This is a genomic window from Roseimicrobium sp. ORNL1 (genome assembly GCF_011044495.1).
In the GTDB taxonomy this organism is placed as follows: domain Bacteria; phylum Verrucomicrobiota; class Verrucomicrobiia; order Verrucomicrobiales; family Verrucomicrobiaceae; genus Roseimicrobium.
In genome coordinates, this window is the sequence record NZ_CP049143.1 from 565,353 (window position 1) to 591,455 (window position 26,103).

The window sequence follows — 26,103 nt, forward strand, 5'->3', positions numbered from 1 at the left end:
CCCCTCTTCTGAAACAACGCATGAACGCAAACGCAGAGAATTCAGAATCGCGTCCCCGGGTGGTGATTGTTGGGGCAGGTTTCGGCGGACTGTCCGCCGCCAAGGCTCTGGGAAACAAGGACGTGCAGGTCACCGTGCTCGACCGTGAGAATCACCACCTCTTCCAGCCGCTGCTCTACCAGGTGGCCACAGCCGGACTCTCCCCGGCAAATATCGCCCAGCCCGTGCGAGCCATCTTGAGGAGCAAGGAGAACATCGAGATCCTCATGGCGGATGTCACCGGTTTCGATGTGGAGAAGAAACTCGTGCTGGCTGGTGATCGCAGCATCCCCTACGACCATCTTATCGTAGCGACCGGAGCGCGGCATTCTTATTTTGGCCATCCGGAGTGGGAAGCCTACGCGCCCGGGTTGAAGACACTGGACGATGCCCTCGGCATCCGTCGCCGGCTGCTGCTGGCCTTTGAGAAAGCAGAAGCGGAGAAGGACCCCGTGGAGCGCGAGCACTTGATGACCTTTGTTATCGTGGGCGCAGGTCCCACGGGCGTGGAGATGGCGGGCGCCATTTCGGAGATTGCTCGTGAGACGATGTTGCGTGACTTCCACCACATCGACCCCTCGGAGGCGAGGGTGATCCTCTTGGATGCGTCAGATCGCGTGCTGCAGGCCTTTGACCCGAAGCTCTCGGAGCAGGCACAAGGACAGCTCCGCAATCTGAAGGTGGATGTGCGGCTGAAGGTCGCTGTGCAGGATGTGAATGAGTCGGGCGTGAGCACCGCCAGTGGATTCATTTATGCGCGCACCGTCATCTGGGCGGCGGGCAATGCTGCTTCACCGCTGATGAAGGCACTTCCCGGCACACTGGATCGCGCCGGGCGCATCCAGGTCACGCCAGAGCTGAATCTTCCGGATCATCCTGAGATCTACGTGATCGGTGATACCGCCCTCTGCTTGGGGAAAGATGGTAAACCGCTGCCCGGCGTTTCACCCGTGGCCATGCAGCAGGGAAAGTGCGCCGCGAAGAACATCCTGGCGCGCATCAAAGGGAACGTGACAAAGCCTTTCTCCTATTGGGACCGCGGCAGCATGGCCACCATCGGGCGGAATCGCGCCGTGGCGGATTTGCATTTCGTGAAGTTCAGCGGCCTGCCCGCCTGGCTCACGTGGGTCTTCGTGCACCTCATCTTCCTCATGAACATGAGCAGCCGTGTGTCCGTGTTCCTCATCTGGGTGTGGTCCTACTTTACCCGGGCGCAGGGAGCGAGGTTGATCACGAGTGTCGGGCAGGTGAAGAAGGATTGAACTGCCGGATTCCTGATGCAGTGGCGTGACTTTGGAGTAACATCCCATTCATGCTGCTGCTGAGACTGGCACTTTTATCCACGTGCACGCTGCTGGTGGTCAGCGGATCGGTGGCGCAGGACGCATCCCTGGTAAAAGTCCCCAACTACACCTCCGCTTCTCCGACGGGGCGATTCCTCATCGAGCAGTATCACACCACCACGGGAGATATCTGGGATTGGGAGTTTTGGATTTCACGCAAGGGTGGCGGATCCGCAGTGAAGCTGCAGACAGGAAAGCGCGATCCCGCCATGTACGGCGCTTTATTTTCGTTTCATCCGTCAGAGAAATGGCTCATCCGTGTACAAAAGACCGGCAGTGGAGACAGCGTTGCCGTGCTGTATCGCATCACCAAGGAGGGCGCTGTGGTGAAGGATGGGCCCGGGGAAGCCTTCGACGAGTTGGCTTGGACAGAGTTTGATCGCGTGTACTCGCTCTCGGGTGATGGTACGCAGCGTTACCACACTGGGTGTCACTTTCTTGGATGGGAGGCTGACGGCGAAACACTGCGACTACAACTCACCGCGGCGCATTGCTATGGGGACTACTGGGCAGACTGGACCGTGCACTACCACTTGGGCACAAGGAGGTTCTTTTTTGCCAGTGACGACCGTGAACACAACAAGAGGAACGGGTTGGTGTGGAAGAAGAAGCGAGACAATCTCTCCGTTCGTAACCGTGCCAGGCCCGAGCATGATGAACTTCGTGTCCTCCGTGCCGGAGACGTGATCTCCGTCCAAATTCCTGCAGCAGGCCGCGACAAGCATATGCTGACGGTGATGCAGGACGGTTTTGTGGAAGTGCCATACATCGGAGAAGTCAGAGCCGCAGGGCGGACGTGCAGGCAACTGGCTCTCTTCATCCAATGCGAAATTGAGAAGCAGTATTTTGGCTGACTTACGCGGGGATGGGCATCCATGCATCATTCCGTCTCAGTATGCGGTGCCAGGAAGGTCAGCCCCAACGCAGAAGCGCGAAGATGGAGAGCCATCTTCGCGCGTTGCTCGGTCTTTAGGTCAGCACGGATTATTCCACCTCCTGGGTGATGATAAGGGGCTCGCTCACATTATTGAGTTCACTGGACTCCACGATGGCTCCGTGTTCCGGAGTGCCTCCGAGATACTTGAAGTATTTGTCTGCAATGAAGACGACTTCAGCCTTGGTGACGCAACGTGGAAGGTAGAAGCCGTTCCATCCGCAGTAGGTGGCGAAGACCGTGTCGAGGGCGTCGATGCCACTCAGGAAGGCGGCATTCCCGCAGTAGGCCGAGGACCCGACTCCCCAGTTCACCGGGTCTGCGGTCTCAAGGACCTTGAACTTGAAGTAACCGTAGAACCAGGGTGCGTCAGCTTCGCCAAGGTTGGTTACGGCCACGTCAGTCTCGTAGTAATTGACGGGTCCATCCCAGTGCAGTTCTTCATCGCTATAGTCAGAGCGCCAACCGGTGAAGTACACGGGCACCAGATCGGGAAGTTTCTCAGGGAGTCCGCGCGGATTTTCTTGATCTGTCACCCTGGGCGTGTCGGCACCGGTGGGGCGGACGGTCAGGATGCTCTCGGCGCCGGTGCGCGGCAGCCTGGTTTCGGTGGCAGGAGTGGATTCACCGGCCAGGGCACTACCTCCGGAAAGGAGGGCTGCAATGCAGAGGTTCAGGAGGGTGTTCTTCTTTGATGATATCGATGTGATGTTCATGGAGGTTCTAAGCATGGAATAGATGCTTGCATCGATTGTATGTATGGACGGTTAACCGGGTGACGTGTGCGCAGACAGCTTTGCTTTGTAAAATGTAGAGAAACATTGTCACAAACCCCACTCGAGTGATTTGGGCTGGAAACGAAAAACCGGATGACCTCCAGTGAAGGAAGTCATCCGGCAACGGGATAGCTTGGTGTATCAGGTAATGATGGCGCTAAGCGGCGCCCGCTCATAGCGCGCAGGCTTCATGGTGTAGCTCGCACGGCCCTTGCTCAGGCTGCGAATGGCATCCGCATACCCGAACAGTTCCGCGAGGGGCACCTCAGCACGCACGACGGTGACGCCGTTCTGGGCAGGCATGCCCAGACCCAGCACCTGACCGCGTCGACGACTGAGGTCACCAAGGATGTCTCCTTGGTGCGCTTCCGGCACGGTGCATTCCACCGCCATGAGCGGCTCCAACAGCACCGGACGTGCCGCACGCAACGCCTCGCGTGTGGCCTCAATGGCGGCCAGGCGGAAGGCCAGGTCGTTCGAGTCTTTCGCATGCGAGTGACCATCGAGGATGGTGACCAGCACGTCCACCACAGGGCTGTCACGCAGTACACCGGCTTCGAGTGCGGACTCAATGCCCGCATGCACCGGGCGCATGAACTGTGAGGGGATGGCGCCGCCTTGAACACGGTTCTCCACACGGTTGCCACTGCCCGCAGGCAGGGGCTCTACGCGCAAAGACACGCGGGCATAGCTGCCCTGTCCACCGTTCTGCTTTTTCAGAAGGTGGTCAGCCTCGGCACTGCGCTCGATGGTTTCACGCCAGGCCACTTGCGGAGCGCCGGAGTTCAACTCCACGCGATGGTCGCGTGCCAGTTTGGTAAGCAGCACCTCAAGATGCAACTCACCCATGCCGGCCATGATGGTCTGGCCGGTCTCGGCATCGGTGTAGGTGCGGAAAGTCGGGTCCTCCTCGGCAAGGCGTTGCAGTGCCACGCTCATGCGTTCGCGGTCAGCGCTGGTGCGCGGTTCCACAGCGAAGGAGACGACCGGTTGCGGGAACTGCGGGGGCTCCAGAGACACGATGGCATCGAGATCGGACAACGTGTCTCCGGTGAGGAAGCCACGCAGACCGACTACGGCGCAGATGTCACCCGCCTCAGCACGCGACAGCTCTTCGCGACGATCCGCCACGACACGAACCATGCGGCCGATGCGTTCGCGTTGACCTGTACGGGGATTGATCACCGTCATGCCGCGCTCCAGTACGCCACGATAGACGCGCACGTACACGAGACGTCCTGACTGGCCATCGTGCACCAGCTTGAAGGCAAGCGCGGCCAGCGGCGCGTCCACACCGTTGTCCACGGAGATGGATTCACCTTCGTCATTGAGGGCTTCCGTTGTTCCGCGATCGAGTGGGGAGGGGAGAAAATCCACCACGGCATCCAACAGGGGCTCGATGCCGACATAGCGGTACGCGCTTCCGCCAATCACTGGCACGAACTTGCCGGCGAGGGTCTGGCGTCGCACCGCAGCTCGAAGCACCTCGTCGGGCACGGTCTGATCACTCAGCCACAGCTCCGCCACCACATCGTCGAGCTCCGCGATGCGATTCACGAGTTCTGAGCGCAGTGCGGCAGCAGGGCCATCATCATCGGATGGTCCTTCCTCCACCGTGCAGCTCTGCTGGGATTCCCTGGAGAAGATGTAGCGACGCTGGCTGATGACATCGACCTGACCACGCAGCTCGTCTTCCGCACCGATGGGTGCGAGTACGGGCCACGCATTCGTGCCGAGTTGGGTTTGCAGTTGCTTCACCACGCGCATGAAGTCCGCGCCAGTGCGGTCCATCTTGTTGACGAACGCAAGGCGTGGCACGCCATAGCGGTCGGCCTGGCGCCACACAGTCTCAGACTGTGGCTGCACGCCATCCACGCCGCTGAAGACAGCGATGGCGCCATCCAGCACGCGCATGGAGCGCTCCACCTCGGCCGTGAAATCCACGTGGCCGGGTGTGTCGATGATGTTGAGGGCATGACGCTGCCCCGCGAAGAGCTTGGCGACGCCAGTCTCTTCACGTGGTGTCCACGCACACGGAATCGCCGCCGCCGAAATGGTAATGCCTTTGGCACGTTCCAGCGGATCGAAGTCAGTGGTGGTGTTGCCCTCATGCACGTCTCCCGCGTGGTGGATCGCGCCGGACGCGAGCAGGATGCGCTCGGTAAGCGTGGTCTTGCCCGCATCGATGTGGGCGGCAATGCCGATGTTGCGGATGCGTTCACGCTGGGTCGCAGGGGTGGTGTTTGTCGTTGTCGTTCTCATAGCAATGCTCTGTTTCTTGTTCTGGGTCCTGCCACGTGTGCGTCCTCACGTTGGCGGTGGTCTTCGGCACATCCCCGGAACGCAAAAAAGCCCTGGAGAAGGTCTCCAGGGCTCTCGGGGAAAGTGGCAGTGAATCAGGCGGCCGGGTTGCGGCACATCAAGTCATGTCTTTTCACGGGACATGACGAAGCCCCATCAAAGGGCCTCGGCCTGACTGCACGCAAAAGCATCCCTGCCCTGGCGACAGCCAGAGTGGTGAATGCAGTTACGTGCAACGGGGAACATATGGTGAAAAGAAGATGCGGGTATTCCCGCAAAAGTCAATTACGTGCGTCGGGCGAGCTGGGATGAGGTGTCGGGTTTTCAGGTGGCCTCCTCAGCTCTGAACAACCGACGCCACTACCACGTCAGAAGGAATCTGCGGCTGACCGTGCACCATGTTCTGCAGCCGCTCATACTTGCTGCCGGTCGGCTCCAAAGTGATGACATCAATGGCATGCGTCACGCCAGCTCGGGTGCGGATGAAGTTCTTCGGCACGGCGTCGCTGGCAGCGAGGTCCCGTGTCTTGTGCAGGTAGGCGCCGTCGTACGCCTTGTGAAAGCCCTTGGCACGCATGTAGACGTCGATTTCGTCCTGCGTGGGGTGAGGTCGCTCATGGTCGGCGTCGTACCATGGCTGGGTGATGACCAAGCGCTCAGCCTGTTCTCCCGCTAACGTCACGAGGCCCTCCACGAAGAAGGCTTCCTCAAAGAGTTCGTTGCACCAGACGAGGCGCTGCAGGTATTTTTCAAGACCACCCTCCCAGCCATATTCTCCGGGACCAGTGAGCTTGATGGCCAGATTGGAGTCGATATCAAAGCGGACATCATGCTCTGCCCCATGAAGACGGGGCAGTTCCAGCAGGCCTAGCTCGAGGGTTTCTGCATGGAGGCACGGTAGGCCACGGCGGCCGCGATGGGATCCGGTGCCGTTGGCTGACCGTGCTGCACCGCGAGAGCCGCGAGCTTCTGTTCCTTGGGCACTTGCACGGACGCACGCCAGCGCGCGTCCAGGCTCACGATCTTGATCACGGGAGGAGTCTTCATGGAGGGAGGCAGGGGAGATCAACTCGTCAGGACGATCCGGAGAGCAGAATCGGACGCAGGCGGGACGGGGGTGTTGCTGTGGAGACAGATTTGCTGCTTCACTGACTGGGGCGCAGCATGCGTCACGCCTTTCGGCTGGTTCTTGTGAAGCATCCTTCTCGCGCCGCTTGGTGAGGCGCTGCCAGAGAGATTGAAGGATACGCTTCATCGCAAAGCACCGTCACATAACGACGATGGCGGGAGACAGGCACATGATAGCGCCTTGTCTCCCGCATGCAATGGGATCACCTCCTTTCCGAAATCTGGTCTGCTCTCAGCTAGCTCACGCGCCCAGGTGCAGGTACTCGCGCAACGTGTAGTTCATGGCGCGGCGCACGGGTGGGAAGGCCTCGGAGAGCTTCATGAGCACGTCATGCAGCGCGAACTCTGAGGCCAGGATGTGGCGTCCCGCGGCGGAGAGGTGGTTCATCACCACGCCGTCGTAGAATTTCACATCCGGAGCGCCCTTTCTCTCCGCACGATGGTGCAGGAAGGAGGGGTAAAGGCAGGTGAGCACCAGGAACTGGTTTGCACATTGCACATGAATGAAGAAGCGCTCGTGGCTTCCTGCACTCTCCAGAGCCTGGAGATAGTCCACGCTGTACAGGCTGGCCTTCTCCTGCTCGCGGTCGGCGGCCGGATTCGTGGGTACGCCGAAGTCCGCGCAGACCACGGCCATGTAGTCCGCCACCTCGAGATCCTGCACGCCAATGCGTTTCAGTGTCTGTCGCACCACCACGAAAAAGAAGAGCTCGGGAGAGACCAGCGCCGCTCGCTGGCTCATGAGCAGTGCCTCGAACAATCGCGGTTCGTCCGCGATGGATCGCACCGCGTCCGGGTCGTCGCCAAGCTTGGCGAGGCTTTCACGATTGCGCTCGGAGAGCGCGAGAATATCGCCGATAAACTGCCAGTCGGCAGGAGTGAAGCGATACCAGCAGCCGGGTTGAGGGACTCGCATCATAGGGATGAAACGATCTCTAGCATTGGGTATGCCAGATGGTTTTACAGGATTCGACGTTGGATGGGAAGTCTTTGTTCGAAGTCCTGTGAATATCTTTCCAGCACCCTTATTCGAGATAGATTCTTCGACCCGGCACGGGGTTTGTCTGCCTCCATTTGTTCGTCCTGCTTGCGCACAGGTGCGTGGGGTCTACGATGCCCCAGCATGAGTTCAGAAATCGAGAAGCCCCCGCAGACCACCGGCTCACAGTTGCAGCCTTTGAGCACCACCCTCCAGGCAAGCCTGGATGCGCTGCGTGCCTGGAGTGAGGGTGAATTGCCCAAGGAAGCCTTTGCCGCCTGTGCCAGTGCATGGCCCGAGGTACGCGAATACTTCCTGGAAGAATGGCGGTTGGAGCTTTCGAATCCAGACCGGGGGGTCATTACTGGTGCGATTCCTGTGGTCGGACTTCATCTTGCCGCGGCGAATTCAGACGTTGCGTTTGTGGATGTTCTGCTTCTGGGCATGCACCTGGAGACGATGGACCAGGATGTGTTGTTTGGGGAATTGCTCTTTGATTTCGGACCAGCGCTCATGGCCATGATGGCCCGCAACAGTCCGGATGCGATTGCCAAGCTGGAGAAGGCCTCCATGCCTACTCCCGAAGTAGAACCGGAATGCAACGCTCTCCCGCTGGATGCACTTGCCCTTCTTGTGGATAAGGGCTCGTATGAACGAGCGCGGCTGGATGACCTGATTCGCAGCATCGACGTTGCGCTACGAGATGAGCAATTCTTGCCTCAGCTGACCGTGCGCCGCGAATGGATCGCTACCGTACTGGCCAATTGTGGACCCGGCGATCTCATTGAATTGCTGAGAGGTTGGTTTGCTGAGATGCCCGAATCCGAGGCGCCTTTCGTAAGAATGATCTCCTTGGAGGATATTGAAGAGTCCGCCAGCGAAGAACGCGAGGAGCGCGTCAGGATGTGGTACAATTTGCAGACATGGGATGATGTAGAGAAAGACGCCTACGAATCCCTGCGCTGGATGATGGAGGAGTCGGAGGGCGAGTTTGAGGAGGACTTCGTCGACGAACCCATGCTCGCCGCGGATCCGATTTTAGGAGACGATGACGGGCCCACCATGCCCTTGGTGCGGATTGAGCCGAAAGTCGGCCGCAATGATCCCTGCCCCTGCGGCTCGGGAAAGAAGTACAAGAAGTGCTGCGGAGCGAACTGAGCTCCTGGCTTCCATCTTCCAGGCTGCCCTACGATTTCTGTCCAGATTTCAGGGAAGAAGCAGTCTGCTTCGCCTGTTGATCACCATTCTCCCGCCATGTCCTCCTCGCTGTTCATTCCACTTCGTCCGTTCCTTGCCGTCCTCTCTTCCGTCGCCTTGTGCATCGCTCCGGTGATAGCGGCGGCGGACAATTATTTCCCCCCGCCGGACAGTGAAGGCGGATGGCGCACGCCCAAGGATGCGAAGGAAGCCCGCGACCTGGCGGGCGTCGATCTCTCCAAGCTCGAACCCGCCTATGAAGTGACGCAGCGCTCTACTGCACACGGCGGCCTGCTCGTGGTGCACAAGGGTTATCTCTGCTTTGAGCGCTATTTCGGACGCGCCAGCCGCAATGCGAATCCGGACATGGCCTCCACCGGCAAGGCCTTTACCAGCATCGCCTGCGGGATCATGCTGGAGGAGTTCAAGGACAAGATTCCGGATGGGCTGGACACGAAGGTCTTCACGGAAAAGTACCTGCCGGAGGCCTTTCCCCTCAATGACCCACGCAAGGCTGACATCACGCTTGGCCAACTCCTGTGCATGACCGGTGGCTACTGGGGAGAGGGACAAGCGCCCACGGGTTACAAGAAAGGTGTTGCAAAGCCTGAGCCTCTGAAGCCGGTGAAGGGACAGGACATCCGCGACCTGGACAAGTCCTCGCTCAATGTCCCTCTGTGGTGTGACCCCGGCGCGAGCTATTCCTATTCCTCGCCCTCACCTCACATCGCCAGCATCGTGCTGCGCCATGTGACCGGCATGGAGCTTCCCGACTATTTGCAAGCCAAGCTGGGCAAACCGCAAGGCTGGGGCCCGTGGGGCTATTGCCTGCATCGCGGTGACTTCCTCATGCCCCATGCCAATGGCGCTGGCAGCACCGCGCTGCATGCCACGGATGCCGTGCGCTTCGGCTACTGCCTTGCCCAAGGCGGCAAGTGGAAAGGTGAGCAGCTCGTGCCGGCGGACTACATCAAGAAGTGCCAGACTTGGAGCCCGTACAATCCGCACACGCCTTTCAGCCTCCAGTGGGAGCACAATGCGGATGGCCACGTGGCTGGCGCGCCGAAGGATGCCTTCTGGAAATCCGGCGCGGGTGGCTTCTGCCTTTTTGTAGTGCCGTCACTCGACCTGGTCATCTACAAGCTGGGTGGCAAGGATGGCCAGTACGACCCCGCCCTCACTGGCTTGCCCCAGCCTCCGCTCAACCTCGACCGCGACAACTGGCAACCCATCCCCGCCACCGGATTCCATGAAGGAACCCTCGGCGGGCAGGCCCTATGGCGTGTGTTGGAGATGGTGTGTGCGGCGGTGCGCATCGACTAGGCCGCAGCTCCTGTGTATCTAGTCGCCCTCCTCGAAGGTGATGCCGTGGCATTCGGTGATGTCCGGCACCTCCATCTTCGCGGCCAGCTTGTGAATCACGCTTGAAGGCACCGGGTCTGGCCGCTTGGCATTCTGTCGCAAGACGGTGGCGAGCGGCGGCTCGATGTGGACAAGCTCGATGCGCGCGCTGTAGTCAGCGAACAGATCGATCCAGCGCTTTCGCAGGCTCATGGTGACATTGGTCGCGTTGAAGGCGAAGTCCTCGCCCGCGCGCAGGTGCTGGCGGCAGCGTTCGCGGGCTTCCTGGATCACCGTTCCCTGATTGTCCGTGGCATCGACATCCAGGTCTTCGCGAATGGCATCGAGAGAGACCACGGGAAGACGCGGTTGATGTTTTGCCAGCCATGTATCTTTCCCTGCGCCGGGCAGGCCACACATCATCGTGACCGTGCAGCGGTATTGCTCATGCGGTGTGTAGTGGAGATTGCCTTCCGCCTGGCGGTAGAAGAGAAACCGCGCCTGATCATTGGCGAAGAAGTAGGGCACATTCAGACAATGGTGTTCCCTGGCCAGGTCCTGCCATAGGTGCAGGGTTTCCTCCGGGCGGCTCATCTCACGCGTATCGCGTCCTCGGGTATCCGCCAGGGCGAAGAGGTACAGCAGACGGTTTTGCAGCAGCCAGGAGAGGCGAATCACCTCGTGCTCGGGCGCGGATCGCTCCAGCAGATACGGAGGCCTGCCGTGGTAGCGGACGAGGTGGACAATCTCCTCCCGCAGGGGAAGGGGACAGCCAAGCTCACGCAAGACCTGCCGCGCCAGCGCCGCTCCTACGATGGAGTGCCTCGGAGAGCGCAGCCGGCCTGACTCTGGATCTCGTGCCGTGGTAGCGGGTTTCCCCGCATCATGCAGGAGCGCGGTGAAGAGAAGCTTGAGCTGCTCGATGCGGCCGAGACTTGCGTAGTCGTCCAGCAACTCCACCTGATGCCACACCATGGTGGTGTGTGTCCACACATCCCCCTCGGCGTGCCATTCCGCATCCTGCTGGCATTCACGCATGGCTCCTGCCCACGAGGTCTGCCCGGCCCAGGCCAGCAGCTCGGCATTGGTTGATTTCAAGATGTCCTGCCAGTTCCTCATGATGTGATGGTGTATCAGCTCCAGATATCCGAGCCTGGCGCGAGTTCATTCGGCACCATCTGCTGGTGCTGCCAGTGGGTGCTCTCCTTGATCTTTTCCACAAATTCCGGACGCACGATCTTGGCGCGTCCCGTGACGACGCCATCCGCTTCGGTGCGCAGGTAGAGACCCTCCATGCGGCTGTCTGTGCCGCCACCGTCGCCAGGATGTACGAACTCGGCATCGTAGGCAGAGGTGCCAATCAGCGCCTGCAGTTGCTTCTCCGTCGCAGGTCCCTGATGCACCACCGGCACGGTGTGGATCCCGGTGCCCTCCAGCATGGCCAGCCGCTGTTCCAGCGAGAGGAATACCTCAGCCTCCTTGTCATAGATGTCGAACTCGAAGAAGTAGTGCGGCAGCGCGTGGTAGTGCACGCTGTGCCGGGCATAAAGCCACTCACCGAAAAGGATGAATCGGTCCTGCAGCAGATCCTCCAGCAGGGGTTGCTTCACAGCAGTCCATTGCTTGAAGAGGTCATACTGCGGATGCATACCCTCCGTGACCTCGTGGCCGCGACATTGCAGGAAGAGACGGCCACTGGTCAGGAAGTGGATGCCCACATTTGTACCATCGAGCTTTTCCTCCACGATGAGCGAAGCGTCCTTCACGAACGTAGCAGATTCCTTGGGGCCCAGATGACGATCGTCGTCCGTCCCCTTCGAGCCGAAGAGATGCGGGGTGCGTGGATACTTGGTGAAATGGTCACGGGAAGCGCCCATGGCGTGCAAAGGGTTGGGGGATTTCGGAATGGATGTGTAATCCAGCCGGAATGTGAAACAGGTGCAGCCTGCTTGAAGATTTGTGCAGGCGGTGAAAGCGGCTTTCTCTGAAGCGCGCGACTAGGACAGTTACCTGTTCATGATAGGGACAAGTATGCCACAGAAGTTTTGTCACGCAAGCGTGTCGTTCGGCGATGCAGGTTGATAGCGAAGTCCTGCTCCGGCAGAATAGAATTGCTCCATCCCGTATATCCCATGAGCCTGAAGTTTCTCCCTCATCTCCTGCTGGCCTTGCTCGTTTGCACTTCGCCCGCTCAAACTGCGGAACCTTCCCGCAAACTGATGCCTGTGGATGAAGCGGTGAAGAATCCATCGTTCTTCCTTTTCCGCGCCAAGCTGCAGGAAGCCGTGGCGAAGAAGGATGCGGCGTATGTGCTGGGCGTGATCGCGCCGGACATCCAGACAGGATTCGATGGCGAAAATGGCAGCGCTGCCTTCAAGAAGAAGTGGAACCTGGAAAAGCCAGATGAAGCTTCCGAACTCTGGCCGCTGCTGGCACGCACGCTGGCCATGGGTGGGAAGTTCGACAAGGACGGTTCCTTCCAAGCGCCTTACACCAGCGCGGCATGGCCGGAGGAGTTTGACTCCTTTGAACACACTGCCGTCGTCGGTGAGAATGTGCGTGTCCGCGAGAAGGCTGACGCTCAAAGCGCGGTGGTGGCCACACTCTCGTTCGAAGTAGTGGCACTTGCCCAGAGCGACGCCCCTCAAGAGGAAAGGCAGCCGTGGGTAAAGGTGAAGCTTCCCAATGGCCGCGAAGGCTACATCCGTCAAGAGTACGTCAGCATGGCCATCGGCTTCCGCGCCTACTTTGAGAAGAAGAATGGAAGCTGGGTGATGACGGCGTTCTTGGCGGGCGACTAAAGAGCATTCCATCCTCACACCATGTGACGTAACGGCAGCGGCCAAGGAGCGGCACTAGCCTTAGTGCCGGTGGTGAGCCAGGTGGGCGCGGAGCCTCTCCCTTCGTTCCCGCTCCCTGCGCATATCAAAACATCGTCTCCGCCTGCGTCAGCACATCCGCAAAAGGCACCTTGTCCAGCATGCCAAAGGCATCATGCTTGGTCATCTTCTCCCGCGTCGTGGCCGGGCTGGTGATGCCACACAGGAAACGCGTGAGCTGCCGTGGTGTGCGCAACGAGACAGGACGCTCCTTCAACAGACCACGGATGATGGCCACATGCTCCGTGGTGATGGAGGGCTTGGTCGACAGCGGAATTTCACGAGGCTCAATCTCCGAGACTCCTCCGGCCTTCTCCTTGCAGCTCGTGCACGTTCCGCAGTCTGCGTCCAGCTCCTCGCCAAAGTACTTCAACAACCACCGCACGAGGCATCCACGATGCCCGGCAAGTTCCAGCACCTGCCGCAGACGCGCAATGTCGCGCGTTTCACGATTGGCAAAGAGCTCCTGCATCTGCTGGGCGATGACATTCGGGTCGCGCTGGGTGGCATCGGCACACAGGCGGTAGCGCTGCCTTGAACCGCTTGGCTTCAGCGTGATGTCGCCGGACTCCTGCAGCCATGTCAGCGCCTTCAGGATGCGCTCGCGTGGCTCACCCATGTCCACCGCTGCTTCATCCGGATTCACCGTCGTCCACGTACGGCCACGCTTGCCGAAGGAGAAGAACCGACGCAAGAACTCCTGCCGGTCTGGCTTGTGACCTGCGAGGATGCGCGACTCTGGCTGCACGAACTGGTATTGATACGTGGAGTAGAAGGAACCCAGCGGTCGCATGATGCCTCGCAGTTCCAGATTCGTGAGCACCGTCTCGATTACGAGCGGGCGGATGTCGGTGGAGCCGGAAAGCTCGTACAGGGAGAAGTCGAATTCCTCGCCCTGCCGCAGCAGGTGGTCGATGAGCTGTCGCAGTGCCTGCGGTGTGGGTGTATCGCCAAAGGTGAAGTTCTCCAGCACGATGCAGTCATCGCCACACGCCAGCAGCTCGCACACGGAGACCTTGCCGTCGCGTCCTGCACGACCGGTCTCCTGCATGTAGTTCTCCAGTGTCTTCGGCAGGTTGTAGTGGTACACCGCGCGGATGTCCGCCTTGTCGATGCCCATGCCGAAAGCGATGGTTGCCACAATCACATCCACCTCGCCGGACATGAACCGATCCTGCGCTTCATGCCGTTGCTCGTCCGGCAGGCCTGCGTGGTAGGCGAGTGCGTTCACGCCACTCTTCTGCAGATGCGTCGCCACCTCTTCAGCGGTGTTCTGCAGCGTGACGTACACGATAGAGGGCACCTTGCGCTTTAGCAATACCTTCGTGAGATACGCCTTCCGCTTGTCCGCCGCACACGGTGTGATGCGGTAGTGCAGGTTCGCGCGATGAAACGAGGTCTGCACATGATCACGCTGCTCGATACCAAACGCGTTGCGGATGTCCTTCGCCACGGAAGGTGTCGCGGTGGCCGTAAGTGCCAGCACCGGGTGGATGTTCAGCTCCTTCGCGACATGCGCCAGTCGCAGGTACTCCGGGCGGAAGTTGTGCCCCCACTCCGAGATGCAGTGTGCCTCATCCACCGCCATCATGGCGATGCGCAGGCGCTTGAGCCGCTCCACGAAGGCCTCGTTCATGAGCCGCTCCGGCGCGATGTAGAGCAGCTTCAGTGTACCGGTGCGCAGGTCGTCATATACCTGCCGTGCCTCATCCGCGCTCAGAGAGGAGTCCAGCCGCGCCGCGGCAATGCCACGCGCCTGCAGGGCTTGCACTTGGTCCTTCATCAACGCGATGAGTGGCGAGATCACCAGTGTCACCCCCTCCATGAGCACAGCGGGAAGCTGGTAGCACAGCGATTTCCCCGCGCTCGTGGGGAAGAGCGCCAGCGCGCTCCGCCCCTCCAGCAGCGTTTGCATCACCTGCTCCTGCCCGGCGCGGAACGCCGGGTGACCGAACTGGGTGCGTAGGGTGTCGTGCAGGGATTCCGTCGTGGCAGGCATGGCGTACTGACTCATGCCGGTATCCGGTTCCCATGCAAGCATTTTGTGTTCATGCGAACATTAAACGTGGAATGTATACCTAACAAAATGTCATGCTGTCTTGACATGAATTTCGTGTCAGGTTAACCTGACACCGTTAACAGCTATCACTGCCGCCACCATGAATGCCGTCGCCCTCTCATCTCCCCAGCGTGTGAATCGCCAGTACATCATCCGCACCCTCCTGTTCATGGGAGGCTACGTGGCGGTGAATCTCGCTGCCATTTTCGGTGCGTTTGATGATGTTCGCGGAGGTGGAGCAGCGGCGCTGGCGCTGGTGGTGACGGCTCCCTTGATCGGGCACACTTGGGCGGCGCTCGTCTATTGGCGCGACTCGGATGAGTTCGTGCGCGGCCTCATGGCCAAGCGTTTCATCCTCGCTGCCGGCATCGCCTTCTGCTTCGCCTCCGCTTGGGGATTCATGGAGACCTACGCTGGCGCGTGGCATGCTCCGGGCTTCCTCATCTTCCCACTCTTCTGGTTCACCTACGGCGTCATCAGCCCCTTCATCCGCACCTCGCACTAGGCAAACGCAACTCTGACCCGGATGAAGAACCGCCTCAAAGTACTCCGCGCCGAACGCGGCTGGACCCAGGAAGACCTCAGCAAGCAACTCGGCGTCTCCCGCCAGGCCGTGAATGCCCTGGAGACAGAGAAACACTCCCCCTCCTTGGATCTCGCCTACCGCATCTCCGCTCTCTTTGACCTGAGCACCGAGCAAATCTTCGAGAACGAGCATCGCTCCCAAGACTCCTCCAAAGATATAGCCCAACCTATCGGCTAGCCATCTCCCAGCATGCGAATGGACCCACGTCCAAGGAGCGACACTAGCCTAGTGCCGGTGGTAGGCAAACTTGGGTGCGGAGCCTCCTCTTCCGAAGCTTCTCGGACGCCTCCAAACCCCTCGCGCGGCCCCGCTGCAGATGACGGCACTAAGCTAGTGCCGCTCCCTGCGAAGAGAGCCTCACGCCGCCTGCCGCAGCTCGCTGACCGTATTGTACCGCGGCCTCCAAGCCAGTGCGGTCGTGGCCTCGACCTGTTCGGCAGCACGACCACCAGCACTAGACACGCTCTCCAACGGCACTCCCGGCTCGAACACCATCACCGGCGCACCGCGATACACTTCCTTCGCCGTGCGTGCCAGTTCCCGGTCCCGCGCCACCAACACGCCAGACACCTCACCAAAGCTCGGCATCCGGTCGGTATGCAGCGGCATGAAGCGGATGTTGTCCCGGTCCTCCATTGTCTTCACATGCGCACTGGCGAGATACACATATCCTTCTTCAGCAAGCTTGCTGGCGGCCTGCACCACTTCATGTTGCTCATCCAGCGTGATCGCCGCAGACAGGATGAAGAGGTAGTGCTTGGGGAAGGTGGAGAAGGAGGGGGTGGAAGTATTCATGGCAGTTGGGGGTGAAGGATGCGTTCCTTGTGCAGACCCTGTGCCAGCAGTGGAATTTGTGAGTTCACTGGGAGAACGGCGGTATCGGGCGGGAATCCGCAGCATCAAGGCTGTGCGTTTTGCACTGAAGAACAAATCATTTGGGGCAAGATGCAAAGGCGGTGACCGCCTCTGTATCAAGCCATGATATACCAACGCTGGGCGAGCTTCGAGTTCAAGCCACGCGGTCCGGCCTGGAAGCGGTACTCCTATTTCTTTTTCGTACCCGGCGAGCCAGGGCTTGGAATGTACATCTCGGTGGCAACCATCTCCGCGCCGGCGAGCTTCTTCAGGGTGGATTCCGTTTCCTTTCCAGGGGCGAGGCGGCGGAGACTTGTGGTGATGAAAGGATGATCCTCCGGTATATATCGTCCCCGTTTGTGGATGAGTATCTGTCGGGCGGCGAGCGCCAGATCATCGATTTCTGCCTCCTGCAGTGCGTTTGCAAAGGCTTCCAGTTCAGCATCGGTCATCTGGTAGTCCAATGACTTGAGGGATTTCTCCCACGGCCCCATGATGTGCTCGTAATAACCTTCGAAGCCTGGTATTTCGCTCTTCTTTCCCTGCCAGGCAGCCATCTGCATCGGTTGGAAGCGGCGAGCGCGGGCAAATGCTTGCGCCACGCTGGCTTCATTTTGTGTCACCGTCTTGTTTTTCGTCCGGAGGGTGTGGCCTACCTCATAGTGTGCCCAGCCGTTGCGAGGCCAGAGATCCAGCGCCTGCCGATAAGAGGCCAATGCGGCATCATATTCACCCGCATCGTGTTGTTTGACACCCTTTTGCACCAGCGCGTGGGAAGGCTCCTGGAACTGTTGCGAATACTGGTAGATGGATATGAGGTAGCGGCGAGTTTGCTCATCCACATTGCCGGAGTGGAAAAACAGGCGGAGCACGTAACCGCACCGGTTGGCATCACCTGCCGCGAGCAATGCCCCGGCATGCAACATGAAGAGACCCGGATCTGCAGGGACGACTTCATAATACATCTGCCAGAATTCCGGGTTCCCTGTGACAAGGTTGTCGGCATCAAGCCGCCGCCAGTCATTCGATGGGTGTTCCCTGTTGAGGTCGTTGTAGGTCTTGCCGGCACCCTTCAACCAAGCAGCGATTCCAGGAAAGTTCGCCGGGTCACGTCCGCTGACGTTGTCATTCATCAACTGTACGATGGTCACCCCCATCTTTCGTCCCTCTGCCATGCTGGGTGAGTCGGCCACGAAGGGCTCGGCAGACCAAGCGGCACTCGCAAAAAGCGAAGCGAGCAAGCAAATGACAACCTTCTGTCGGAATATTTGCGTGGGCTCCATGAGAGCGAAGATATTGCCAAGCGGGATCCTGGGAAGAGAAATATGATTCAGTGGCGGAGCGGAAGCGTGGAGCTCAGGCTGGGCTCTAGGCACCCAGAAAAAAAGCGACCCGGTTTCCCGGGCCGCTTTCGAAGCGTTGTGTGAGGGTTTGGCTTACCCAATCACCTCAGGCCACTCGGTGTGGAAGAACTTGCCTTCTTCCTTGTCGAGGCGCTCATACGTGTGGGCACCGAAGAAGTCGCGCTGGGCCTGCAGGAGGTTGGCGGGGAGACGTTCGGCGCGGTAGCTGTCGTAGTAGCCAAGGGAGGCGGAGAAGGCGGGGACGGGGATGCCGTTCAGGGTGGCGAGGGACACGACTTCGCGCCAGTTCTGCTGGGTCTGGCTGAGCAGATCCTTGAAGAACGGGTCGAGCATGAGGTTGCTCAGGCTCGCGTTGTTGCGGTACGCATCGGTGATGCGGTTGAGGAAGCGGGCGCGGATGATGCAACCGCCACGCCAGATGGCGGCGATGCGGCCGAGGTCGAGGCCCCAGTTCTTCTTCTCGCCCATGGTCTTGATGAGGTCGAGACCCTGAGCGTAGGAGATGATCTTGGAGGCGTAGAGGGCGTCGTGCACCTTCTTGACGAGGGCGGCCTTGTCGAGGGTGATGTTCGCCGTGGGGCCGGTGAGCTCCTTGCTGGCGGCGACGCGGGCCTTCTTCTGGCTGGAGAGGATGCGGGCCTCAACAGCGGCGTTGATGGTGGAGATCACGACCGCGTTCTCAGCGGCGTTCAGGAGCGTCCACTGGCCGGTGCCCTTCTGGCCTGCCTTGTCGACGATGAGCTCGACGATGGGCTTGCCGGTTTCGGGGTCTTTCTGTTCAAGAGCCTTGCCGGTGATCTGGATGAGGTAGCTCTGCATCGCACCGTCATTCCACTCGTTGAAGATGGCGGCCATCTCGTCGGTGGTGAAGCCGGCGTGCTTGAAGATGTTGTAGGCTTCGCAGATGAGCTGCATGTCGCCGTACTCGATGCCGTTGTGAATCATCTTCACATAGTGGCCGGCGCCGCCGGGTCCGATGTGAATCACGCAGGGCTCGCCGTCCACCTTGGCGGAAATGCTTTCGAAGATGGGCTTCATCACTTCCCAGGTGCTGGCAGGGCCGCCAGGCATGATGGAGGGACCCTTGCGGGCGCCTTCTTCACCACCGGAAACACCAGCGCCGATGAAGCGCAGGCCTTTTTCCGCGAGGTAGGCGTCGCGACGCTCGGTGGTCTGGTAGAAGCTGTTGCCGCCGTCGATGACGATGTCGCCCTTGTCGAGGAGGGGGATGAGCTGCTCGATCACGGCGTCCACGGCGTCGCGGTCGGTGTCCTTGACCGCGGTGGATTTCACCATGATCTGGATCTTGCGGGGAGTGGCCAGGCTCTGGACGAACTCTTCCAGCGTGTGGCTGCCCACGAGCTTCTTGCCGGGGTGCTTGGCGATGAACTCATCTGTGGTCGCAGTGGTGCGGTTGAACACAGAAACCTGGAAGCCGCGGCTCTCCACGTTCAGCACGAGGTTCTGGCCCATCACGGCGAGGCCAATCAATCCGAAGTCGCTCTTTGACATAGTATCAGCAGGGTGTTTGCAGTGGAACAAAGCCCGCCAAAATTGGGATTGGCGGGCAGGGAGTTAACCGCAGGAGGGCAGATCGCAACCGGGAATTCGTTCATGGAAACCATGACGAGAATTGGGGTGCAGGGCCGCGCACCGTGGGCCGCAAGGCGAGGTGACGTCAGCACCGGGTCGGGCCAATTGCAAGAGACCGGGAAGAAGCCGAACTAAGTGAGCGCTTTAGTGTGAAGTAGGGGGATTAGCTGCGAGTGGAATGAAAGATTCTTTGGGGTACGGGGTTAGGTTTTCGCCCCCCATGAAAGCTTCCTCACCTCGCTTCCTTTCCTTCCTGGCAGCCCCACCAGCGGCTGCCCCGGCGCACCTGCGGCACACGATGCCACGACGCTGATTCGCTGAACGCGAAACTCCTTCGAACTGAGTTGACGGCGCATCCCGCCAGAGGGCGGAAACCGGCATTCTTCCGTCGTCGATTCTCTTCCTCCTTGATCCTGCTTTTCTCTCGCTGTCCATCCATGGTCCATTCGTTCTCTCGTCACATCCTCGTTCGCACCGCCGTTTTGACGGGGCTGTTTTCGCTCCTGTCGTTGGGGAGCCTGCCGGCTGCGGATGTCACCTGGCAAGGTGTCGACAATGCTTGGGCGACAACTACCAACTGGTCTTCCGGGGCTTTGCCCACTGCGGCTGACCGGGCAGTCTTTGGCGCGGCAGGGTCCACCCTGACCATCAACAACGGCAGCGACAGGAACGTCGGCGGCATTCTTTTCAGCGGCAACGCCAACTACACCATCAACATCAACGTCGGTGTGGTTTATGTGGCGAATCAGGGCATCACGGTGAACAGCGGCATCCAGACGTTCCAATCAGGGAACCTGCGGCTCAATGAAGGTGGGAACACCACGATTCTGAACAATGGAACCCTGAACATCAACAGCGGCCTCATGTACCACCGCACGGTGGGCACTGGAAACAAGGTGCTGACCTTCGACGGTACTGGCACGACCACCGTCGCCAATCTCCAGCGCCGGAACAACACCTTTGACATGAGCATCGTGAAGACCGGCACGGGTACGCTCACGATTACTGCCGCGTCAGGAGCGGCCACGGGATCGGTAGCGGGTTCCATTACCGGCACCACGACCATCAACGGCGGAAAAATCCGCATCAACAGCGAAGGCAGCCTCGGCGGCGATGCGGCACTGTTCAATGCAGCGCAGTTGACGCTGAATGGCGGTATCCTTGGCATCTTTGGGACGACCACCATTGATGACACCAATCGCGGCATCACCCTGGGCAGCAGTGGCGGGACCTTTGATGTGGAGACGGGTTTCTCGCTGACCGTAGCCAATGTGATCACCGGCACCGGCAGTCTGACGAAGACTGGTGCGGGTACGCTCGTCCTTTCAGCGGTGAATACCTACACCGGACTCACCACGGTGAGCGCGGGCATTTTGAATGTGCAGAGCAACAACGCGCTCGGCACCGCAGACGCGGGCACGGTGGTGGCCAGTGGCACGACCTTGCAGGTGCAGGGGAACATCGACCTCGGCGCGGAGGCATTGACGCTCAGCGGCACCGGCGTGGCAGGACAGGCGGGAGCTCTGGTGAATGTCAGCGGGACGAATACCATCAGCGGTCAGCTCACGCTGGGCGCGAACGCGACCATCGCCTCGTTGAGCGGTGAGCTGAATCTCACGAGCACGGCGGCCGTGGTGGGCGGCAGTAGAACCCTCACCCTGACCGGTGCTGGAAATGGCAGTCTGTCGGGCGGCATGGATGCAAGTGTCACCAGCCTCACCAAATCCGGTACGGGCACCTGGACGTTGAACGGAGCGAATACCTACACGGGCGCCACCACGATCAGCGGCGGCACCCTGACGGTCGGCAGCGCCGGCAGCTTGGGGAATACGGCGGTGACTGTGCAGAATACTGGCACGTACAATGTGCTCGGCACCACAGGCACGGGTGCCGTGTCGGTACAGACCGGTGGCACGCTCTCAGGGACGGGTACGGTGGGGGGCGCCGTGACTATGGCCAATGCGTCCACACTTTCGGCCGGCGACTCTTCAGTGGTGGGCAGTACCGGTGTACTCAGCATCGGAGGCGGACTGACCTTGGCCAACGACACGGTGCTGAACTTCAATCTCGGCACGGCCAGCGATCAAATCGCCGTGACGGGAAACCTGATGCTGAATGGTGTGCTGCGCATCACCCCTGACGCTGGCTTTGGCTCTTCTTCCACCTACACCCTGCTCACGTACACGGGCACGCTCACGGATGTGAATCTCGTGATTGGTGGCACCCTCTCCGGGTACAACTACGCCATCAACACCGCTGCCGCTGGCCAGGTGTATTTGCAGACGAATCAGCTTGGCCTGATGTTCTGGGATGGTGGAAACATGAGCGCGAATGGCTCTGTGGATGGCGGTTCAGGCATCTGGACCAACGCCCCTGCGTCTACCAACTGGACCAGCAGCACGGGAGATCTGAACAAGCAGTGGATCACCGGAGAGACCGCTGTCTTCGTGGGGGCGGCGGGAGAAGTGCAACTGGCAGGTACCATCACCCCGGGCGCGTTGCAGTTCGGCAGTGGTTACAGCCTGGTGGATCTCGGTGGCAATGTAGGAAAGCTCAACTTCGTGAACGCAGCGACTGAAGTGCGCGTGGATCCGTCCGTCACGGCCACGATTGGCGTTGCCATCACGGGCAATGGTGGCCTCAGCAAGACGAGCAATGGCACCCTCGTGCTCACGGCGAACAGCACCTACACCGGTGCCACCGTTGTCAAAGAAGGGACCCTGAAGATCGGCGTGGATAATGCCCTGCCCATGGGCACGGCATTGACGGTCGGCTCGGATGGACTTGCGGCGAATCTGGATGCGAGCGCCGCCAGCCTCACGGTGGGGAGTATGCATGTGGCTTCGAACACAACGACCACCAGCACGGTGACCATCGGTGCGGGAGAAACGCTTTCAGTGACCGGCACAGGGGGATTCCGCGTGGGCGTGGTAAATGGTGTCAAGGCGCGCACAAATGCCACCTTCACTGGGGGTGGTTCCCTGGTGGTGGATAACACCGCGGCCATCTTCGAGGCGGGCCTCCAGACCGCCACGACACTGGTGCCGGGTTCGGAGGGCGCGGCGGACGGGGCGGCGAATGCCAACACCACCGTGGTGGACATGACCGGACTCTCCTCTGTGTCTGCGAACGTGAACTTCTTCCGAGTGGGCTACGGGTTGAACAACGGGACCACCTTGAGCCTGTCCAATACGGCGAATACGATCACCGCCAATACCATCCAGATCTCGCACAGTAATGGGTGGAATGCCCAGGCGAGCACCATGATCCTGGGCTCCGGCACCAACGTGCTGGTGACGGACAGCCTTGAGATCGGGATTTCGAAGGGAGCGGGCACGGTGAAGTTCCTGTCCCAGACGGCAGGCAGCGCTGGCACCGTGGAGATTCGCGGTAAGACTGGCCTCGCGACGAATGTCACCGTGGGCAGCACGGCAGGTACCGTCACGGGAGCATCTCCCGGCGGGACCCTGGATCTGCGCGGTCATGTGGCCAATGTGACGGCGAACAACCTCGTGGTCGGCCGGCGTGACACCACGAGTGGCGGCGTGACTGGCATCGTCTATTTCGGAGGAGGCAACTTCACGGTGAACAACGTGGACCTGGGCATCATGGTCGGAGACAGCACGGGCACCGCAAACGCCACGCTGAGCATCTCCGGGGGGCTCTTCACGGTCAATGCAGGCGGCGCCTTCCGAATGGGGACCTTCTCCAACACCCTCACGACGGGCAAGGTCAATGCCGTGCTGGAGATCCTTGGTGGCACGTTGATTTCCAATGCGGACATCCAGGAAGTGGGCGGGGGGAGTTCCAATACCACCAACACCACGACCAGCATCAAGCTCGCCGGCGGTACACTCGACATGACCGGGCACAACATCGGCTCCGCCGCGAACACGATCAATACCTTCACCCTCGAGTCCGGCACACTGAAGGATACCGGTGAAATCAACGGCGGTGCAGCCCTCACCAAGACAACCACCGGAACCCTGGTCATGCAGGGGAACAATGCCTACAGCGGCGCCACCACCGTGAGTGCGGGCACCCTGCTGGTGAACAACACCTATGCCGGCAGCAGTTCCGCGACTGGCAGCAACACCGTGACCGTGAACAGCGGCACCACCTTCGGCGGCAATGGCCACGTGGCAGGACCGGTGACACTCAACACGGGCGCCACACTCGCCCCTGGTGGCAATGCCACCACCATCGCGAACGCCGTGAGCGGGCTGAGTACCGACATCGGCACGTTGAAGATCGACGGCACGCTTACGGTCAGCAGCGGAGCCAATCTTGCCCTGCAGCTCAAGACGAGCGGCACCCACGGGCTGAATGCCACCTTCAATCCCTCCACAGGCATGCTCACCACGGTGTCGGGTGTCTCTGAAGATGGCGGAAACGACCGCATCCTCATCGCGGGCAACCTCTCGCTGGATTCGAATTCGAAGATCACCGTCACGCTGGGGTCGGGCTTCGGTCTTACGTCGGGCAGTGTGTTTGATTTGTTGGACTGGCTGACCGTCAATGGTGGTGCCACGATCAATTCGTCGTTCTACGACTTCGCAGGAACCGGCAAGCGCACCGGAGCGGATAACCTGACCGTTGGCCTCATCCTCCCGGACATCACGTACTTGGGGAGCGACCACTTCTGGGATGTGAGCAAGTTCGGCAGCACCGGGGTGATCTCCATTGTGCCCGAGCCGGGGAGGGCGCTGCTGCTCATGCTGGGCATGGGTGCGCTGGTGCTGCGCCGCCGCCGTCGTTGAGATCGAGCAGTTCAGACCGGGGCTTGCCGAAGGGGAATGCGTGTCTACGTTTCCCCGTGCCCACGTTCGCCATCATCCTTTCGGAAAATCCCATCGCCTGTACCTCCACGACGTTTGCCGATGGCGAGGGGGCCGAGGTGCAGTTTTTGGGGACCGTACGTGGTGAGGAGGACGGACGTGCCATCTCGGGAATCGAGTACAGCGCGTACCGGCCCATGGCGGACCGTGAGCTGGACCGCCTCTGCCATCGCGCACAGGCGGAGCTTCCCCCTCATCGGGTGGAAATTCAGCACAGGCTGGGTTTCGTGCCGGCCCGGGAGCCGAGCATTGTGATCCGCGTGAAGACAAGACACAGCGCGGAAGGCTTCGATCTCTGCCGCTGGTACCTGCGGGAGATCAAGACCAGCGTGCCCATCTGGAAGAAGCCGGTGTGGGTGGAATCCGAAGGGAAAAGCGAGGACGTGAAACCAAAGGCGTAGGAAAGGCGGAGAGCACCAAGCCATCTTCACGTGGCAGGAATGTTGCATGGCGAGTGGGGGAAGCGTTTTGCACGAGGCGTTACACGAAGGACGATTTTCCCCCCAACGGCCCCCGAAGATTGGGATGGCCATATATTCCGAAGAGTGAAACGACCATCCCGAGGAGTAAAAGCAGGTGCAGACGGAATGAATGTTGCTTCGGTTTTTTTATGGTTGCATGTTTCGCGTCCGGGCGGATAGCTGCCGCAACAAGGAGGCCCATCATGACAACCGTGGAATGCTCACCGAAAGAAATCGGAAAGCGCTGGTTTGAAGAAGTGTGGAATCAGCGGAACGTCGGTGTCATCACCGAGTTGCTTGACCCCGACGCTCGTGGACACATGGAAGGTGGTCAGGAAGTGGTGGGGGCGAAGGACTTCATTGTCTTTCACCAGAACCTCCTGAAGGCCATGCCCGATCTCCGCATCTCGGTGCGCAATCTGCTCTCAGACGGCGATGACGTCTGTGTGCACTGGGAGGCGAGCGCCACGCACACGGGCATGGCCTTTGGTATTCCCTCATCCGGCAGGAAGCTTTACTTCAATGGGATGACATGGTTCCGAGTGGACAATGGGCGGATTGTGGAAGGTTGGGACTGCTGGAATCAAGGCGGCTTGTTTGCGCAGATGTCGCAGTCTGTCTGAACTCTTGAGGTTCACGGAATCGTACATTGACAGGGACCTCGTGATGTTCCTATTCAGGAATGAAGACGGCATCACTGTGCAGTCTTCGCATTCCGCACCTCCTGCATGAACCTTCCCAACAAACTCACCGTTGCGCGCTTTATTCTGACGGTGGTGTTTGTGATTCTGTTCTACATCCCGATTGAGAATCGGGTCGGCATTGCGCTTCTCGTATTCATCGCGGCGGCGCTGACCGATCTGGCGGACGGCAAGATCGCCCGGGCTCGTGGCCTGGTGACAAACTTTGGCAAGCTCATGGATCCGCTGGCGGACAAGGTCCTGATGACCGCCGCGCTGGTGTTCCTCACCGTGTCTCCGGTGCATCCGGTGCCGACCTGGATTGTTATTGCCGTCCTGGCGCGCGAGTTTTTTGTCACGGGCATTCGCGTCGTGGCAGCAAACAACGGCGTCATCCTCGCCGCGGAAAAGCTGGGCAAGCACAAGATGGTCTGGCAGGTCATCACCACGATCTATTTCCTCATGGTGCAGGCGAGTCTGGAGCCGGCGTGCCGCTGGCTGGGCCCGGTGTTTGCCTGGAAGCCTCTCTCTCCAGAAATCTTTGGGACGTTCTGCCTCATCATGATGACTGGCCTCACTCTGGTATCGGGATTCAGCTACTTCTGGAAGAATCGGAAGCTGTTTGGGGACGCCTGAGTGGCACCGTCAGGTGGCACCTTCATGCGGCAGGTTCGCCACGATTGGGTGAAAGTGGGGGAAGGGGATGGGAAAAGGTTCGCCTTGGACCCGCCTGCCGGGGTTTATTTGCGA

At 60.1% G+C, this 26,103-nt stretch carries 22 protein-coding genes; 11 read left to right on the forward strand and 11 right to left on the reverse strand.

What is annotated here, in order from left to right; genetic code table 11:
• The first annotated feature begins 20 nt into the window (after nucleotides 1-20).
• Together G5S37_RS02235 and G5S37_RS02240 are read left to right on the forward strand one after the other, a co-directional pair.
• On the forward strand, nucleotides 21-1,301 hold the full coding sequence (locus G5S37_RS02235; RefSeq protein ID WP_165200340.1) for an NAD(P)/FAD-dependent oxidoreductase: 1,281 nt from the start codon (nucleotides 21-23) through the stop codon (nucleotides 1,299-1,301).
• A 50-nt stretch (nucleotides 1,302-1,351) separates the two neighbouring features.
• The gene (locus G5S37_RS02240) at nucleotides 1,352-2,236 is read left to right on the forward strand and encodes a polysaccharide biosynthesis/export family protein (RefSeq protein ID WP_165200342.1); all 885 of its coding nucleotides are present in this window, start codon (nucleotides 1,352-1,354) and stop codon (nucleotides 2,234-2,236) included.
• Between the two features lie 130 nt (nucleotides 2,237-2,366).
• On the opposite strand, the gene G5S37_RS02245 is transcribed toward G5S37_RS02240, so the two are convergent.
• The 5 genes from G5S37_RS02245 to G5S37_RS02260 form a co-directional block, all read right to left on the reverse strand.
• On the reverse strand, nucleotides 2,367-3,032 hold the full coding sequence (locus G5S37_RS02245; protein ID WP_165200344.1) for a hypothetical protein: 666 nt from the start codon (nucleotides 3,030-3,032) through the stop codon (nucleotides 2,367-2,369).
• A gap of 201 nt (nucleotides 3,033-3,233) precedes the next feature.
• Entirely contained in the window at nucleotides 3,234-5,354 is a 2,121-nt protein-coding gene (fusA, locus tag G5S37_RS02250) for an elongation factor G (protein WP_165200346.1), read from the reverse strand.
• Between the two features lie 376 nt (nucleotides 5,355-5,730).
• A complete protein-coding gene (locus G5S37_RS02255) occupies nucleotides 5,731-6,258 on the reverse strand; it encodes a hypothetical protein (RefSeq protein ID WP_240914904.1) in 528 nt (175 codons plus the stop codon).
• A gap of 2 nt (nucleotides 6,259-6,260) precedes the next feature.
• Nucleotides 6,261-6,440, reverse strand: coding sequence for a hypothetical protein (locus tag G5S37_RS32470; RefSeq protein ID WP_240914916.1), 180 nt, complete (start codon nucleotides 6,438-6,440; stop codon nucleotides 6,261-6,263).
• A gap of 322 nt (nucleotides 6,441-6,762) precedes the next feature.
• A complete protein-coding gene (locus G5S37_RS02260) occupies nucleotides 6,763-7,440 on the reverse strand; it encodes a hypothetical protein (protein ID WP_165200367.1) in 678 nt (225 codons plus the stop codon).
• Nucleotides 7,441-7,644: 204 nt separating this feature from the next.
• Between G5S37_RS02260 and G5S37_RS32475 the strand changes: the two genes are divergently transcribed.
• Both G5S37_RS32475 and G5S37_RS02270 read left to right on the forward strand, forming a co-directional pair.
• Complete coding sequence (locus G5S37_RS32475) at nucleotides 7,645-8,658, forward strand: SEC-C metal-binding domain-containing protein (RefSeq protein WP_240914782.1); 1,014 nt, start codon at nucleotides 7,645-7,647, stop codon at nucleotides 8,656-8,658.
• 96 nt (nucleotides 8,659-8,754) lie between these two features.
• Nucleotides 8,755-10,020: a serine hydrolase gene (locus G5S37_RS02270; protein WP_165200369.1), complete on the forward strand. Its 1,266-nt coding sequence runs from the start codon at nucleotides 8,755-8,757 to the stop codon at nucleotides 10,018-10,020.
• A gap of 18 nt (nucleotides 10,021-10,038) precedes the next feature.
• On the opposite strand, the gene G5S37_RS02275 is transcribed toward G5S37_RS02270, so the two are convergent.
• Nucleotides 10,039-11,157 carry an AAA family ATPase gene (locus G5S37_RS02275; protein ID WP_165200371.1) on the reverse strand — a complete coding sequence of 373 codons (1,119 nt, stop codon included), beginning with the start codon at nucleotides 11,155-11,157 and terminating at the stop codon, nucleotides 10,039-10,041.
• Between the two features lie 14 nt (nucleotides 11,158-11,171).
• Nucleotides 11,172-11,915, reverse strand: a complete 744-nt coding sequence (locus G5S37_RS02280) for an RNA ligase family protein (protein WP_165200373.1) — start codon at nucleotides 11,913-11,915, stop codon at nucleotides 11,172-11,174.
• Between the two features lie 255 nt (nucleotides 11,916-12,170).
• Here G5S37_RS02280 and G5S37_RS02285 point away from each other — a divergent pair, with 255 nt between their 5' ends.
• Nucleotides 12,171-12,839 carry an SH3 domain-containing protein gene (locus G5S37_RS02285; protein WP_165200375.1) on the forward strand — a complete coding sequence of 223 codons (669 nt, stop codon included), beginning with the start codon at nucleotides 12,171-12,173 and terminating at the stop codon, nucleotides 12,837-12,839.
• 124 nt (nucleotides 12,840-12,963) lie between these two features.
• Here the strand turns inward: G5S37_RS02285 and G5S37_RS02290 are convergent, their stop codons facing one another.
• Nucleotides 12,964-14,931, reverse strand: coding sequence for a RecQ family ATP-dependent DNA helicase (locus G5S37_RS02290; protein ID WP_240914783.1), 1,968 nt, complete (start codon nucleotides 14,929-14,931; stop codon nucleotides 12,964-12,966).
• Nucleotides 14,932-15,076: 145 nt separating this feature from the next.
• On the opposite strand from G5S37_RS02290, the gene G5S37_RS02295 reads away from it, so the two are divergent.
• Together G5S37_RS02295 and G5S37_RS02300 are read left to right on the forward strand one after the other, a co-directional pair.
• Nucleotides 15,077-15,481 (forward strand): hypothetical protein, encoded by a 405-nt coding sequence (locus G5S37_RS02295; protein WP_165200377.1) that lies wholly within the window; start codon nucleotides 15,077-15,079, stop codon nucleotides 15,479-15,481.
• 21 nt (nucleotides 15,482-15,502) lie between these two features.
• Nucleotides 15,503-15,739, forward strand: a complete 237-nt coding sequence (locus G5S37_RS02300) for a helix-turn-helix transcriptional regulator (protein ID WP_165200379.1) — start codon at nucleotides 15,503-15,505, stop codon at nucleotides 15,737-15,739.
• A gap of 180 nt (nucleotides 15,740-15,919) precedes the next feature.
• Here G5S37_RS02300 and G5S37_RS02305 read toward each other — a convergent pair whose 3' ends face one another.
• From G5S37_RS02305 to gnd, 3 genes are all read right to left on the reverse strand, one after another.
• Nucleotides 15,920-16,357 carry a hypothetical protein gene (locus G5S37_RS02305; RefSeq protein ID WP_165200381.1) on the reverse strand — a complete coding sequence of 146 codons (438 nt, stop codon included), beginning with the start codon at nucleotides 16,355-16,357 and terminating at the stop codon, nucleotides 15,920-15,922.
• 248 nt (nucleotides 16,358-16,605) lie between these two features.
• Complete coding sequence (locus tag G5S37_RS02310; protein WP_206026275.1) at nucleotides 16,606-17,592, reverse strand: tetratricopeptide repeat protein; 987 nt, start codon at nucleotides 17,590-17,592, stop codon at nucleotides 16,606-16,608.
• A 261-nt stretch (nucleotides 17,593-17,853) separates the two neighbouring features.
• A complete protein-coding gene (gene gnd, locus G5S37_RS02315; RefSeq protein ID WP_165200385.1) occupies nucleotides 17,854-19,293 on the reverse strand; it encodes a decarboxylating NADP(+)-dependent phosphogluconate dehydrogenase in 1,440 nt (479 codons plus the stop codon).
• 518 nt (nucleotides 19,294-19,811) lie between these two features.
• On the opposite strand from gnd, the gene G5S37_RS02320 reads away from it, so the two are divergent.
• The 4 genes from G5S37_RS02320 (at nucleotide 19,812) to pgsA (ending at nucleotide 25,989) form a co-directional block, all read left to right on the forward strand.
• Entirely contained in the window at nucleotides 19,812-24,134 is a 4,323-nt protein-coding gene (locus tag G5S37_RS02320) for an autotransporter-associated beta strand repeat-containing protein (protein WP_206026276.1), read from the forward strand.
• 56 nt (nucleotides 24,135-24,190) lie between these two features.
• A complete protein-coding gene (locus G5S37_RS02325) occupies nucleotides 24,191-24,613 on the forward strand; it encodes a molybdenum cofactor biosynthesis protein MoaE (RefSeq protein WP_165200389.1) in 423 nt (140 codons plus the stop codon).
• A 263-nt stretch (nucleotides 24,614-24,876) separates the two neighbouring features.
• On the forward strand, nucleotides 24,877-25,296 hold the full coding sequence (locus G5S37_RS02330) for an ester cyclase (protein WP_165200391.1): 420 nt from the start codon (nucleotides 24,877-24,879) through the stop codon (nucleotides 25,294-25,296).
• Between the two features lie 105 nt (nucleotides 25,297-25,401).
• Nucleotides 25,402-25,989 carry a CDP-diacylglycerol--glycerol-3-phosphate 3-phosphatidyltransferase gene (gene pgsA / locus G5S37_RS02335; protein ID WP_165200393.1) on the forward strand — a complete coding sequence of 196 codons (588 nt, stop codon included), beginning with the start codon at nucleotides 25,402-25,404 and terminating at the stop codon, nucleotides 25,987-25,989.
• The last annotated feature ends 114 nt before the right edge of the window (nucleotides 25,990-26,103 follow it).

Bases quoted from the DNA above. Each gene is read 5' to 3' on its own strand.
- G5S37_RS02295 (WP_165200377.1), top strand. From the start codon at position 15,077: ATGAATGCCGTCGCCCTCTCATCTCCCCAGCGTGTGAATCGCCAGTAC.
- G5S37_RS02275 (WP_165200371.1), bottom strand. From the start codon at position 11,157: ATGAGGAACTGGCAGGACATCTTGAAATCAACCAATGCCGAGCTGCTG.
- G5S37_RS02240 (WP_165200342.1), top strand. From the start codon at position 1,352: ATGCTGCTGCTGAGACTGGCACTTTTATCCACGTGCACGCTGCTGGTG.
- G5S37_RS02235 (WP_165200340.1), top strand. From the start codon at position 21: ATGAACGCAAACGCAGAGAATTCAGAATCGCGTCCCCGGGTGGTGATT.
- G5S37_RS32470 (WP_240914916.1), bottom strand. From the start codon at position 6,440: ATGAAGACTCCTCCCGTGATCAAGATCGTGAGCCTGGACGCGCGCTGG.
- G5S37_RS02300 (WP_165200379.1), top strand. From the start codon at position 15,503: ATGAAGAACCGCCTCAAAGTACTCCGCGCCGAACGCGGCTGGACCCAG.
- fusA (WP_165200346.1), bottom strand. From the start codon at position 5,354: ATGAGAACGACAACGACAAACACCACCCCTGCGACCCAGCGTGAACGC.
- G5S37_RS02320 (WP_206026276.1), top strand. From the start codon at position 19,812: ATGGTCCATTCGTTCTCTCGTCACATCCTCGTTCGCACCGCCGTTTTG.
- G5S37_RS02270 (WP_165200369.1), top strand. From the start codon at position 8,755: ATGTCCTCCTCGCTGTTCATTCCACTTCGTCCGTTCCTTGCCGTCCTC.
- G5S37_RS02310 (WP_206026275.1), bottom strand. From the start codon at position 17,592: ATGGCAGAGGGACGAAAGATGGGGGTGACCATCGTACAGTTGATGAAT.
- G5S37_RS02280 (WP_165200373.1), bottom strand. From the start codon at position 11,915: ATGGGCGCTTCCCGTGACCATTTCACCAAGTATCCACGCACCCCGCAT.
- G5S37_RS02305 (WP_165200381.1), bottom strand. From the start codon at position 16,357: ATGAATACTTCCACCCCCTCCTTCTCCACCTTCCCCAAGCACTACCTC.
- pgsA (WP_165200393.1), top strand. From the start codon at position 25,402: ATGAACCTTCCCAACAAACTCACCGTTGCGCGCTTTATTCTGACGGTG.
- G5S37_RS32475 (WP_240914782.1), top strand. From the start codon at position 7,645: ATGAGTTCAGAAATCGAGAAGCCCCCGCAGACCACCGGCTCACAGTTG.
- gnd (WP_165200385.1), bottom strand. From the start codon at position 19,293: ATGTCAAAGAGCGACTTCGGATTGATTGGCCTCGCCGTGATGGGCCAG.
- G5S37_RS02290 (WP_240914783.1), bottom strand. From the start codon at position 14,931: ATGAGTCAGTACGCCATGCCTGCCACGACGGAATCCCTGCACGACACC.
- G5S37_RS02330 (WP_165200391.1), top strand. From the start codon at position 24,877: ATGACAACCGTGGAATGCTCACCGAAAGAAATCGGAAAGCGCTGGTTT.
- G5S37_RS02260 (WP_165200367.1), bottom strand. From the start codon at position 7,440: ATGATGCGAGTCCCTCAACCCGGCTGCTGGTATCGCTTCACTCCTGCC.
- G5S37_RS02285 (WP_165200375.1), top strand. From the start codon at position 12,171: ATGAGCCTGAAGTTTCTCCCTCATCTCCTGCTGGCCTTGCTCGTTTGC.
- G5S37_RS02245 (WP_165200344.1), bottom strand. From the start codon at position 3,032: ATGAACATCACATCGATATCATCAAAGAAGAACACCCTCCTGAACCTC.